15 protein-coding genes are annotated in these 11,916 nt (G+C 37.5%); all 15 read left to right on the top strand.

Annotation, left to right across the window (positions count from 1 at the left end; translation table 11 throughout):
- Positions 1-4: 4 nt before the first annotated feature.
- The 15 genes from ILYOP_RS05230 to ILYOP_RS05160 all read left to right on the top strand — a co-directional run bounded on the left by ILYOP_RS05230 (position 5) and on the right by ILYOP_RS05160 (position 11,909).
- Positions 5-307 carry a hypothetical protein gene (locus ILYOP_RS05230; protein ID WP_013387483.1) on the top strand — a complete coding sequence of 101 codons (303 nt, stop codon included), beginning with the start codon at positions 5-7 and terminating at the stop codon, positions 305-307.
- Between the two features lie 4 nt (positions 308-311).
- Positions 312-1,748 (top strand): phage tail sheath family protein, encoded by a 1,437-nt coding sequence (locus tag ILYOP_RS05225; protein ID WP_013387482.1) that lies wholly within the window; start codon positions 312-314, stop codon positions 1,746-1,748.
- Positions 1,748-2,266 carry a phage major tail tube protein gene (locus ILYOP_RS05220; RefSeq protein ID WP_013387481.1) on the top strand — a complete coding sequence of 173 codons (519 nt, stop codon included), beginning with the start codon at positions 1,748-1,750 and terminating at the stop codon, positions 2,264-2,266. Before ILYOP_RS05225 ends, ILYOP_RS05220 begins: the two co-directional genes overlap by 1 nt.
- A 12-nt stretch (positions 2,267-2,278) precedes the next feature.
- Positions 2,279-2,965, top strand: coding sequence for a Rha family transcriptional regulator (locus tag ILYOP_RS05215; protein ID WP_013387480.1), 687 nt, complete (start codon positions 2,279-2,281; stop codon positions 2,963-2,965).
- A 25-nt stretch (positions 2,966-2,990) separates the two neighbouring features.
- Positions 2,991-3,329: a hypothetical protein gene (locus ILYOP_RS05210; RefSeq protein ID WP_013387479.1), complete on the top strand. Its 339-nt coding sequence runs from the start codon at positions 2,991-2,993 to the stop codon at positions 3,327-3,329.
- 153 nt (positions 3,330-3,482) lie between these two features.
- On the top strand, positions 3,483-5,846 hold the full coding sequence (locus tag ILYOP_RS05205; protein WP_222838840.1) for a phage tail tape measure protein: 2,364 nt from the start codon (positions 3,483-3,485) through the stop codon (positions 5,844-5,846).
- Entirely contained in the window at positions 5,839-6,048 is a 210-nt protein-coding gene (locus ILYOP_RS05200) for a tail protein X (protein ID WP_013387477.1), read from the top strand. The genes ILYOP_RS05205 and ILYOP_RS05200 overlap by 8 nt, the downstream gene beginning before the upstream one ends.
- A gap of 1 nt (position 6,049) precedes the next feature.
- Positions 6,050-7,084, top strand: a complete 1,035-nt coding sequence (locus tag ILYOP_RS05195; RefSeq protein ID WP_013387476.1) for a phage late control D family protein — start codon at positions 6,050-6,052, stop codon at positions 7,082-7,084.
- Positions 7,084-7,623: a phage baseplate assembly protein V gene (locus ILYOP_RS05190; protein ID WP_013387475.1), complete on the top strand. Its 540-nt coding sequence runs from the start codon at positions 7,084-7,086 to the stop codon at positions 7,621-7,623. The genes ILYOP_RS05195 and ILYOP_RS05190 overlap by 1 nt, the downstream gene beginning before the upstream one ends.
- A gap of 115 nt (positions 7,624-7,738) precedes the next feature.
- Positions 7,739-8,242 carry a phage tail protein gene (locus tag ILYOP_RS15135; protein WP_013387474.1) on the top strand — a complete coding sequence of 168 codons (504 nt, stop codon included), beginning with the start codon at positions 7,739-7,741 and terminating at the stop codon, positions 8,240-8,242.
- A 2-nt stretch (positions 8,243-8,244) separates the two neighbouring features.
- Positions 8,245-8,544 (top strand): hypothetical protein, encoded by a 300-nt coding sequence (locus tag ILYOP_RS05180; RefSeq protein ID WP_013387473.1) that lies wholly within the window; start codon positions 8,245-8,247, stop codon positions 8,542-8,544.
- Complete coding sequence (locus ILYOP_RS05175) at positions 8,537-9,634, top strand: baseplate assembly protein (protein WP_013387472.1); 1,098 nt, start codon at positions 8,537-8,539, stop codon at positions 9,632-9,634. Before ILYOP_RS05180 ends, ILYOP_RS05175 begins: the two co-directional genes overlap by 8 nt.
- Positions 9,627-10,232, top strand: a complete 606-nt coding sequence (locus tag ILYOP_RS05170) for a phage tail protein I (protein WP_013387471.1) — start codon at positions 9,627-9,629, stop codon at positions 10,230-10,232. Before ILYOP_RS05175 ends, ILYOP_RS05170 begins: the two co-directional genes overlap by 8 nt.
- Positions 10,225-11,331, top strand: a complete 1,107-nt coding sequence (locus ILYOP_RS05165; RefSeq protein WP_013387470.1) for a phage baseplate protein — start codon at positions 10,225-10,227, stop codon at positions 11,329-11,331. Before ILYOP_RS05170 ends, ILYOP_RS05165 begins: the two co-directional genes overlap by 8 nt.
- A complete protein-coding gene (locus ILYOP_RS05160; protein WP_013387469.1) occupies positions 11,331-11,909 on the top strand; it encodes a hypothetical protein in 579 nt (192 codons plus the stop codon). Before ILYOP_RS05165 ends, ILYOP_RS05160 begins: the two co-directional genes overlap by 1 nt.
- Positions 11,910-11,916: the final 7 nt, after the last annotated feature.

The following is an 11,916-nucleotide window of genomic DNA, read 5'->3' as shown; positions in this document are numbered from 1 at the left end:
AAAGATGGCAATTAAGAAAACTGAAGAAAAAAAATCTGAAGCAACTAAAAAAGAATATCCTAAAAAAAAGAGAGAGTCAATTTATTACATAGGACCTACTGTCAAAAGAGGACTATTGGATAATGGAAGTGTGTTTAGAGGTGGATTGCCCAAAGAGGTGGAGAAACTCAAGGAGAAGTATCCGGGTATTCAGCCACTTTTTATTCCTAAGGATAAATATATAGAGGCGGTCAATAAAGTGAGAATTCAAGGGACAAAATTTAATATTCTCTACGAAAATGCCAAGAAAGATATAGAGGGGAGGTAGATAGATGGTAAATCATGGAGTTAATACAGGAGAGACACCAACTTCCATAGCCAGTATTATTCAGAGTGGTAATACTGCCATAATTGTAGGGACAGCACCAGTCAATATGGCATCTGATCCAAAGGTAAATGTTCCGGTTCTCTGTTACACAGAGAAGGAAGCTATAGCTGCCTTTGGTTATCATGATAACTGGAAAGACTACTCTCTATGCGAGGCAATAAGTGTATTTTTTAGGCTGTTTAAAGTAGGGCCTGTTGTGCTGGTAAATGTGCTGGACCCTGAAATACACAAAGAAGGGATAGTGGATAAAGCAATTACTTTTACAGATGGCGTGGCTGTCGTGGATGATATAGGGGTTCTTCTAAATACTATGGATCTGACTTATGTGGCAGACAGTACCCAAAAGACTCTAGGGACAGACTACACAGCTGCTTTTAAAGAGGATGGGACCGTAACACTGGTGGCACTCACTATTACAGACGGAGCCTATAAAGTGAGTTTTGATAAATTGAAACCTAGTCTAGTGGATGAGGACGATATTATAGGGGGAGTGGATGCGATAACCTTTAAAAATGAAGGATTTGCAACTATTCCACAGGTATTTACTAAATTTAACAGAGTTCCCAATATTGGACTGGCTCCAGGATGGACTCATAAACCTGCAGTGGCACAGTCACTGGTGTCTTCTATGAGAAATATCAATGAGGTTTTCAACGGAATTGCTCTAACAGATATTGATGCCGATACTGTGGATAATTACACCAAAGTTGCTGAGTGGAAGAATGACAACAGCTATATTCACGAGACCCAGTATAACTTTTGGCCAAGGGCCTGTATTGGGACCAAGATTTACCATATATCTACCTTAGTTGCTGCTTCCATGTATAAAGTGGATCAAGATAATAATGATATTCCATATGAATCTCCCTCAAATAAAGCACTTAATACCACAGGGATTTGTCTTGAAGACGGGACAGAGGTAGATCTTATTCTTGGGCAGGCAAATTATCTTAATGATAATGGCGTAGCAACTTCTATAAACTTCAATAATGGATGGAGGTTATGGGGAAATAGGACAGGCTGCTATCCATCAAATACAGATGTCAAAGATAATACGATCTCCTGCAAAAGGATGTTTATCTGGGACAACAATAATTTTACACTTACTTTCTGGCTGGATGTAGATAAGCCGGCAGACAATAAGTTGATGGATAAGATAGTGGATAGCTATAACGATTACTATAACGGACTTGTGACTAAAAGTGTAATCCTTGGAGGAAGAATTGAATTTAATAGTGGAGATAATCCGACAACCAGTCTGATTGACGGAAAGTATTACTTCAAAAGATACATGACTCCTGTGGGAGTAGCTGAGTGTATAGAGTCTGACCTGGAATACGATGTTGAATACTTACAGAACTTGTTTGGAGGTGGTAACTAATGCTAGGAGGAATACCTACGTCTCTACAGGGCTTTAGTTTGTATATAGATGCATTAAAGGAAGTGGGAACAGTCGATCTTGAGCTGCCTAATATCCAGTTTATGACAGATACTCTTTCAGGTTCTGGAATAGCAGGAGAAATAGAAGTCCCAGTACCTGGGCTTACTCAGTCAATGACGCTGAAGATAAAAAAAAGAGCTGTAAATCAACAATTTACCACACTGCTTGCACCAAGAAATCATCTTTTAACTTTCAGGGGAAACATGAACATGGCGGACCCAGAGCATCCTGTAAAAAAATCTAAAAATAGAAAGATCAGAGTGGTGGCCAATGTCACTCCTAAAAGTATGAATATAGGAAAGGCAGAGGTTGCCAAGTCCATGGATACAGAAGCTGAGTTTGAAGTAGCCAGTATCATAGTATTTGTAGATGAAGTTCCAAATTTACATATTGATAAATTTAATAATAAATTTGTCGTGGATGGAGTTAATTATCTTGATGACGATAATTTCTTATAAGAAGGGAGAAGAATGACTGATTTAATTAAAATAGAAAATAATAAGGACTATGGCTTAGTGGTTTCCAGCAGAGTGGTGGCTGAGCAATTGGGAAAGAGACACGATAACGTGATGAGAGATTTAGAAGGAATTTTAACCACCTCAGATTTGAGGGGGTTAATTATTCATAGTGAATACAAGGGTGGAAATGGTCAGATGAGAAAGGAGTATTTTCTCACAAAAGATGGCTTCATACTCTATATGTTTAATATCCAGGGACACAATGATTTTAAGCTGGCTTATATAAATAAATTTAATGAAATGGAAAAGCAGCTAAAAGAATTATATGTTCCTAAGTCACTTCCTGAAGCTCTAAGAGCCTATGCAGATGCAGTGGAGGAGAAAGAAAAACAGAAGTTATTGGCAATTGAGAAGCAAAAGACTATTGATATGCTGGTACATGAAAACAAGCTGTATACAACTACTGAAATAGCAAAGGAAATGGGTTTTAAAAGTGCCATAGCTTTAAATATAGAACTTGGTGAAAGAAAGATACAGTTTAAGGCAAATGGAACCTGGGTGCTCTATTCTAAATACTCAGATCTTGGTTATGTATCTATAAAGCAAAATGTTTTGGATACAGGGAAGATAGTCTATGACAGAAAATGGACTGGAGAAGGCAGAAAGTTCCTGCTAGAAATGTTTCAGATAGCTGCATAATAAATCGTATAGAAAGGGGATATAGATGGAAGAGAATAAATCGGTTGAGGAAACTGAAGAAAAAGTAGCAATAGTAGGAAGTATTATGAAAATAAAACTCTCTAAAAAAATAAAATTTAATGATGTGGAAATCAGGGAAATCAATTTAGATTTCGGTTCTTTAACAGGAGTTGATATTTGTGAGGCAGAGAGTAATTTCAGGGATAGATTTTATGTGCCGGTTCCAGATGCAAATTATTCATTTGCTTACCAAGCGGCGGTAGCTGCCAAAGCTTCAAAACTGCCATATGAACTTATACTTGAACTAAATCATAGAGATTTTTCAGCAGTAACCGGTGCAACAAAGGGTTTCTTACTGGGATAGACCTCAATTCTAAAAAGAAATTGCAAGACTTGAGGGAGGCTATCCTCCTAGCAGGAAAGGTAAGCAATAGCGGGGCTGATTTTTTTTATAAAATGAAACTTAGAGAATTGGTCAGCTGGTTGGAGGCGATACCAAGTGAGCGGTAGAAATTTTATGTTAAAAATAGGAGGGACAGTAGATCCCTCCCTTTCAAAAAGCTTTCAGACCTCTTCTAAAGAAATGAAAAAACTAAGCGATGAGATGCTAAAACTAAAAAGCACCAACAGGCATATTTCAAAGCTAAAAGCTAGTGAAGAAAAGCTTGAAAAACAGTTTGCAAGTGGACGTGAAGAATATAAGAGGCAGCAAAGGGAGCTCTTTGGAACTAGTAAAAAAGTTAATGATCTAAGAAGGGCTATTGAAAAAACCAAGAAGCCTTCTAAAAGCATGATAAATGAGTTTAAAAAAGCTCAGAAAGCAGAGAATCACTTAAAAGAAACCACAGAAAATCAAAAGAAAGCTCTTACAGATATGATGAGGCAGATGAAAGCGGCTAAAAATGAGACTAAAAGATATTCTCAAAGCCAAGAAGAATTGGCCAAATCTATGAAAAAAGTAGAAGAGAGGCATAAGAAACTTAAAGAATATGAAAATCTTAAAAAGTCTGTTTCAAATAATGCCGGGGGAACTTTTGCCAGATCAGCTGGTCAGGCAGTGGCTCTAGGAGTGGCTGTGAAATTTGCCATAGATGATGAAGAAGCCTTTGCAGACGTAAGAAAAACAACAGGATTGGCAGGAGAAGAAGCTAAAAAATTTCAAAGGGAATTGAAAAAGGCTACAAAAGATATTCCTAAATTTAATTCAGAGATTTATGAGATAGCTGCAGCAGCAGGACAGGCTGGGATAAATCTGCAAGAGATCCCACAATTCACATCAGACACTGCCAAAGTTTCTGTAGCATTTGATATGGAGGCAGGTAAAGCTGGTGAAACTCTGGCCACATGGAGAGAAGCGTTTAAGATGAGCCAGAGTGAAGTAATAAAGCTGGCTGACCAGATGAACCTACTGGGTGACAGTATAAAAGTGGCTCCTGCTCAGGTGGCGGAAATAGCCACTCAGGTAGGGGGCTTAGGCAGAATGGCCAACTTTACAGAGGCTCAAACATCGGCTCTTGGAGGAACATTGATAGCTCTTGGGGTCAAAGATGCCGGGACAGCTTCTACTGCAATTAGAAAGCTTTATACCACTATGGCTTCAGGTGACTCTGCAAGCAGTACAATGTCCGCAGCATTTCAAAAGATAGGGATTGATCCTGGACAGTTGGCTGAGGATTTGCAAAAAGATTCTCAAGGGGCATTGATGAAAGTATTCCAGGGACTGAATGACTTGAATGATTCTGAAAAACTTTCTGTAACAAAACAGTTATTTGGTGAGGAAGCCATGAGCTCCATGGGAATGCTTATTAACAATACAAAATTTTTAAAAGAAAATTTAAAGCTTGTAGGAGATGCCACTAAATATGCTGGGAGTGTAAACAACGAGTATAACAATAAATTGAATACTACAGCTTCTGATATAAAACTAGCATTAAAAGCGACTACAGACATGGCAGCTGCAACAACAAGATTCTTTCTCCCTCCTATAAGAGGTGCCACAAAAGGTATGGTTAATTTCAGTGAAGGGATCACAAAATTTACAGAAGATTATCCTAAATTGGCTAAGGCAATGGCCTTTGGAGCAGCTGGATTCGTGGGGTTAAAACTAGGAACTAGCGGAGCGGTACTGGGAATAAAAATGCTGGCAAATACTAAAAAAGACCTTGTTTTTTTAAAGGAGGCAGCCCTATTAATCAAAGGCTGGAAACAATGGGGGCCGGTATTGTCAGGAGTAAAAACGGGAGTGACAGCCCTCGGAGCAGCAGGAAAAGCAATGCTGTTTAATCCTTGGGTCCTGGGTATAGGGGCTGTTGTTGCCGGAGGATATTTAATATATAAAAACTGGGATCTAATCAAAGAAGGCTTTAAAAACAGTTACGAATATATAAGTGGAAAACTTTCAAAATTATGGGAGTTATGGAAAAAATTTACTGTTCCAGGAAAAATGTTTAGCTGGGTACAGAAAAAATACAAGGGATACAAAGAAAAAGGGATACCTGCTTATGCCAAGGGAGGAGTTGTAGGAAGACCTCATCTTGCATTGGTAGGTGATGGAAGGACTCCTGAATCGATAATTCCACATGATGGAACTCAGCAGTCTAAGGACCTTTGGTTTAATGCAGGAGAGAAGCTTGGAATGTTTGCAGGTGAAGGGGTCCCTAAATTGTTCTCTAAAGTCAAAGAGAGAGCAGAAAGAATGGATATCAGAAATAAGATAGAGGTAAATATAGATTTTAATCCGGTTATCAGGGGAGAGTCCTCCAAGGGTATAGTAGAAAGGCTCAGGGAAGAGATGCCGGCTCTGGCGGAACTTATAGAGGGAGCTGTAGAAAAGGCAATAATCAAAAACCAAAAGAAAGAGAGGAGGGTAAGTTTTGGATAAACAGGTGGATATTTATACAACTATTCAAGGAGATACATGGGACCATATCAGCTATAAGGTCTATGGAAAAGATAAATATTCCAAAGACCTTATGAGGGCCAATCCAAAATATCTGAATGTTGTATTTTTCAGTGGTGGGACATTACTTATTTGTCCGGACATATCTGAAGAAGAAACTGCAACCCTTCCACCTTGGAGGTAAAATGAAGGCCAGAAGAAGCTATGTGAAAATTATTTATGAGGGGAAGGATATTACAGGAGACCTGACCCCGTATTTTAAAGGATTGTCTTATACAGATAACTTGGATAAGGCTGATACTGCCTCGTTTACTCTCTTGGGTGACAAATGGATTAAGGAATGGGCCATATTAAAGGGAGACAGGTTTCAAATCGATATAGGCGTTCTTAACTGGAAGCATCAAGGGGACAGCAGAGTATTAAAATGTGGAACCTTTATCGTGGATGATATCTCTTTCAGTGGAGCTCCCGATATGATTACTGTTTCTGGAAACTCAATAGATATAACCAAAGATTTAAAGGGAGTGTACAGGGACAATACCTGGGAAAATATTTCTTTAAAAGAGATAGCTCAGGAAATATCTGAGAGATACTCCATGAATCTGTTTTATGACTGTGACGAAGAGTTTATTTATGAAAAGATTGATCAGGTGAAAGAGAGCGATGCCCAACTTCTATCAAGGATTGTAAAAGAACATGGGTTTACAATCAAAATTACAGCGGAACAATTAATAATTTTTGATGATAAAAAATATGAGGACAGAGAGACAGTTGCTACTTTCTCAAAAGAGGACCTTAGAAGTTATGAAATTCAGTGTGATGACTTGGATGTATATGATGCATGTGAGATTACATTTTATGACCCCATACTGGGAGTGCAGATCAAAGGAAGGTATGAGGCGCCTGCAAGTTCTTTTTATAAAGTGAGAACCGGAAAAGTCTATTATAAAAATGTAGACACCGGAGTAACAGGAGTATCAAAAGAGGAGAAAGAGAAGTATTTAAGGGAAAGAGCCAAGAAATTATTGAGAAATAAAAATAAAAATGAAACCCAGATAAGAATTGATCAAATGGGAGATCCCGGATATCTTGCTGGGATAACTGCCAAGGCCACAGGGTTTGGAAGGTATGACGGGATATACTTAATTACTTCGGTAACTCACAGTTTAGACAGTGGATATAAGTGCAGCATAGCAGCAAGAAGGAGGCTGGATTTTTAATGGAGTTTAGATTTATAAGGACCGGAAAGATATCATCTATAAATTATAAAGAGTGCAGTGCAAGAGTTGAATTTGATGATGCCCCTGGAATTATATCTAAAGAGCTTAAAGTTCTCCTAGAGCATAGTAACAAAGAAAAGGATTATTCCATACCCAGCATAGGGGAAGACGTCGTATGTATATTTCTGCCTCATGCTCCAAGTGTTGGATTTATAGTTGGAAGTTATTATTCAGGAATAAACCTCCCAGGAGAAACAGGCAAGATTAAATATATTATCTTCCCTGATGGAACAAAGGTCAAATATGACTTAGAAAGTAAGATTCTGGAGGTCAGCTGTATAGGTGATGTAAATATAACCGCAGCTAAGGGAATAAAAATAAAAGCAGTGAGTTTGGAAGTAGATGCTGAAACGACTTTTAAGCAAAAGGTGACAGGAGTAGATATTTATTCTCCAGTGATTAAAACAGATAAGGGAGATATAGATGACCATCTACATAAAGACAGCTTGAATAAGAATACTACACCACCTTTAGGCTAATATTATTTGGTCAACAAATGGTTATTCATTGACTAAAAATTAAAGTCCTATAATTATTTAATATTAAATCATTTTTTTTAAAACAAATTAAATTGTAATAAAAAGAGGTGTAATAATGATTGGAATACTTGGAGATATTCCCTTTAATGTTTCCTTTGATGGGAACACAACAGAAATTTTAAATTTTTTAAACCTCAAACAAGGGGGAGCAGCCAATTATGAAAAGCATAGCAGAAGAAGAAATAAACCATCTTTAGAACTTTTAGATCTGGAAAACAATAAAATAAATTTGAATATTACTTTAAGAAGTGACTTTGGAATTGAACCCAGAGAACTTTTAAAAAAAATAGATAATTATATGAATGACGGTGAAGTACTTGATTTTATTTTGGGTGGAGATCTTATTGGCAGCGGGGAATATGTAATAATCTCATACGATGCTGGATATGAGTATATATCTAATAATGGGAAAGTAAGAAAAATAGATATGTCACTCAGTCTGGAAGAATATTTGGAAGAGATCACACAAGATATTGGTGTAATCATTAAATCTAAAAATCAGGTAGAGCAGACAACTGTCAAAAAAGATTTTAATCAAGGAGCAGTAGAGGGGCGGTAGAGATGACATATACATTGGAAGCAGATAATAGAGTCAATCTCAAGGCTAAGGGAACAGAGAGAATTTTGCAAAATGGAGCCAATATACTTTCAGTAATAAACGGTGAAGTCGTTCTAGGAAGAGCAATAGGAATAAATGGAGATGTAGTGGATTCTCCAATTACGAAAGCAAGTGAGATAATAAATATCAAGAAGCAGTTTGAGAAGTATGAGCCGAGACTTAAAGTTCACAAGGTGACATATGAGGCAGATCATCAAAGGGGAATTTTAAAACCTTGTGTGGAGGTGAGTATCGTTGAGTGATTTGAATATACACAATGAAACTGAAGAAGAGATACTCTCTCGAATGGTTAATAGATACCAAGAATTAAGTGGTGATACTTTAACTCTTTCAGATGAGAGAAGGTGGATTTTTCAGGCTGTAGCCTATGCACTGTTAATAAGAAATGAAGCAACTAATGAGGGCCTTAAAATGAATCTCCTGAGATACACTAAAGGAGACTATGCTAGAGAAATAGGAGCTTTTACTGACACAGAAATACTTGATCCAAAGCCGGCAAGTGTGCTTCTCAGATTTGAAATAGAAGAAGCTAAAGACTCTCTTATTGCAGTCAATCCAGTGAGAGTAACTCCTGGAAATGATATATACTTTCTGACTTCATACTTTGAATTTAAACCTGGAGAAACCATCAAAGATATAAAAGCTTATTGCACTGTGGCTGGAGAAATAGGTAACGGATATCTTCCTGGACAAATCAGCAAGATAGTAGATCCATTTCCATTTTTTAAATCAGTAGTAAATTTAGAAAGTTCCCAGGGAGGAGCTGAACTGGAATCTGACGACAGCCTAAAGGAAAGAATAAGAGAGGCACCAAGTAAGTTTTCAACAGCTGGTCCTGGAGATGGTTATGTGTACTGGGCAATGACAGCGAATCAGGAAATTATAGATGTAAATGTAGAAATGACAACTCCGGGAACGGTAAGGATAACTCCTCTCATGACAGGAGGAGAGCTGCCTACTGACAGTGTCCTGGATGAAGTGATGACTATTTGCAATGCAGATAAGAGAAGGCCTTTAACAGATAATTTAGTCGTTAGTAAGCCTGCTCAAGTAAATTACGATATAGATTTTACTTATTATATTTCAAGTAAGAATATCGGGCTGGTAAATGAGATACAGAATAAAGTCAATGATGCAGTTGATGAATATATCTCCTGGCAAAAGGCAGCTTTAAAAAGGGACATAAATCCTACGGAACTCAATTATCTGGTGAGGAGTGCCGGAGCAAAGAGAGTGGAAATAATCAGTCCTAGCTTTACTGTTGTGGATTCTTTTGAAGTGGCTAAGGAAGTCACTGTAAATATAAATTACGGGGGTACAGAGGATGATTAAGATAGGTGATATTGCTTTCTTGAGACTCCTTCCTCATTTTTTACAAGAAGAAAAAGAGGTCCAGATAATAGCCCAAGTTATCCAGGAGGAGATTGATCTTATTAATCAAAGAGAGGAAAATTTATTCCTTTATGGAGACTTTAAAAATTTAAATGAAGCAGTATTAGATGAATTGGCTTATCAATGGAAGACAGAGGGTTATGAGCAGACTTTTTCCAAGGACATAAAATCAAAGTTGGTTGAAACATCATATATAGTCAGAAAAACCAAGGGAACCAGATATGCAGTAGAGAAGACCATAAAAGATATTCATGGAGATTTTCAGCTAATGGAATGGCAGGAATATAACGGGTCTCCTTATCATTTTAAATTAGTTGGAACAATTTCTCCAACTGGCGAGAAATTGGAAGAGATATATAAAGCAATCAATATGACAAAAAATGAAAGAAGCTACCTTGAGGGGATACTAGTCAGCAACCAGTGGGAAGAAAATAGCTACTATGGAATGACTTTACATTCTTCGATATTTGAAAAAATTCCCTTAGGTGAACAGGTGGTGTCGGACTTTGATCAATATTTAGGAGGACTAAATGGCTAAGTATACAGGAATGATATTAACCAATAAAGGAAAAGAGCTGCTTGCCAGAGCTATCATAGCACAGGAACTCATAACTTTTACCAAGGTTGAAATAGGGAGTGGAGATATTTTTCCAGAAGAGCTGCCTGAAGAACTGACAGGGCTTAAAGTTTCATTTAAGGTCCTGAATATAACAAGTACTACAGTGTTAGAGGCCGGGAAATTTAGGGTGAGAGTTGCATTTGATAATGCAGGGATAGTTTCTGATACTTATCTGAAAGAGATAGGTGTCTTTGCTCGTGGAGAAGATGGTATAGAAGTGCTCTATTCATATTGCAATACTGATGATCCAGATCTAATCCCAGGAGAAGGAAGTGGTGTGATTGAGCGGGTAGAGGACTTGGTTACTTATATTTCTAATGCAACTACTATAAATGCAATCATAGATCAGAGTAATGTCTATGTAACTATAAAAGATCTTGCTGATGGGCTGGCAACTAAAGAGGATGAATTCAATAAAAATAGTGGGTTTAATAAAAATAAATCTGATAGTTATTCATTAGATGATAGTAATGTCATAGCAACTTCAAAGGCATTAAAGGACGGTCTTGCCACAACTTTTAAAACTTCCGATTGTTATTACGGTATAGGTGATTACTGGATAACAGAAAGCTCAGAAAATCCAGCTGTAAAATGGATAGAAACTACTTGGGAAAAGCTTGAGGGAAGGATGTTGTTTGGTGCTGATGGATCAGTTTATAGAGTGGGACAGGAAGATGGCGTTTCTCAGTTAACACTTTCAGTTACAAATATACCTTCACATAGGCATCAGGTTAACTCTCATAACCACACTCAGCCACTTCATTATCATCAAACAGGTAAATTATCGGGAGAGAGAAGTTCATCCTATGTCGAGGACTATGGATATACTTCGGCGAGCGGAGCAGGTTCTAGATTCTATCAGGAAAACTCAGTATCAGCAAGATTTCCTCACACCTCATCAAGTGGAGGGGAAAGTACTGGAATAGCTTCACCTTATACAGACTATCAAGGAAGTGGAGCTGCTTTTAGTGTCTTAAATAGTTATAGAGCAGTTAACATTTGGAGGAGGACAGCGTAATGAGATATATCTATCTGGATAGGAATAAAGCAAAGACAGGGATGTCGTTAGTATATGAAGTTAGAGAGTCTCCAAGAGAAGATTATAAAAGTTATTATGAAGGAAAAGCCATTGAATTTTATGGGGACGATCTCCCACATTTCATAACATACCTTCAAGAGAGCGACTCTATAAGAGAAGCCTCTGAAGAAGAGAAATTAGAAAGAGGGCAGAGGCAGCTTAATTCCAATGAAATATTACTCGATGGGAGAATCACTTTATACAACCCAGAAACTCAAAAAATTATAGATGGAACAATAATGGAGAAAACTAGGGGTGACTATATTACAGAAAAATCTGTAACAATTGATTCTGAAAAAACAAAAGCAAGACTGCAGAGGAAAAAGGATTTTGACGCATTGGACCTCTATGATAAGGCAGTACTTAGAGGGGATATTGAAGAAACTTTGGAAATGAAAGCTGTGAGAGATTCATTTAGGAATGTTTGGTTGGATCTTCCAGGAAAGTACAACGATATTTCTATAGAAATTGAAACTTTGTATCCAGATATGCCTGAAGCTATAAAGTATTTTGTATAGGGGGGAA

Origin of the sequence: Ilyobacter polytropus DSM 2926, assembly GCF_000165505.1 — a bacterium.
Lineage (GTDB): Bacteria > Fusobacteriota > Fusobacteriia > Fusobacteriales > Fusobacteriaceae > Ilyobacter > Ilyobacter polytropus.
Note: the sequence above shows the minus strand (reverse complement) of the source record. Positions and strands in the feature narration are given on the sequence as shown.

Coding starts and splice junctions, on each gene's coding strand:
- ILYOP_RS05230 (WP_013387483.1), top strand. CDS start 5: ATGGCAATTAAGAAAACTGAAGAAAAAAAATCTGAAGCAACTAAAAAA.
- ILYOP_RS05225 (WP_013387482.1), top strand. CDS start 312: ATGGTAAATCATGGAGTTAATACAGGAGAGACACCAACTTCCATAGCC.
- ILYOP_RS05220 (WP_013387481.1), top strand. CDS start 1,748: ATGCTAGGAGGAATACCTACGTCTCTACAGGGCTTTAGTTTGTATATA.
- ILYOP_RS05215 (WP_013387480.1), top strand. CDS start 2,279: ATGACTGATTTAATTAAAATAGAAAATAATAAGGACTATGGCTTAGTG.
- ILYOP_RS05210 (WP_013387479.1), top strand. CDS start 2,991: ATGGAAGAGAATAAATCGGTTGAGGAAACTGAAGAAAAAGTAGCAATA.
- ILYOP_RS05205 (WP_222838840.1), top strand. CDS start 3,483: ATGTTAAAAATAGGAGGGACAGTAGATCCCTCCCTTTCAAAAAGCTTT.
- ILYOP_RS05195 (WP_013387476.1), top strand. CDS start 6,050: ATGAAGGCCAGAAGAAGCTATGTGAAAATTATTTATGAGGGGAAGGAT.
- ILYOP_RS05190 (WP_013387475.1), top strand. CDS start 7,084: ATGGAGTTTAGATTTATAAGGACCGGAAAGATATCATCTATAAATTAT.
- ILYOP_RS15135 (WP_013387474.1), top strand. CDS start 7,739: ATGATTGGAATACTTGGAGATATTCCCTTTAATGTTTCCTTTGATGGG.
- ILYOP_RS05180 (WP_013387473.1), top strand. CDS start 8,245: ATGACATATACATTGGAAGCAGATAATAGAGTCAATCTCAAGGCTAAG.
- ILYOP_RS05170 (WP_013387471.1), top strand. CDS start 9,627: ATGATTAAGATAGGTGATATTGCTTTCTTGAGACTCCTTCCTCATTTT.
- ILYOP_RS05165 (WP_013387470.1), top strand. CDS start 10,225: ATGGCTAAGTATACAGGAATGATATTAACCAATAAAGGAAAAGAGCTG.
- ILYOP_RS05160 (WP_013387469.1), top strand. CDS start 11,331: ATGAGATATATCTATCTGGATAGGAATAAAGCAAAGACAGGGATGTCG.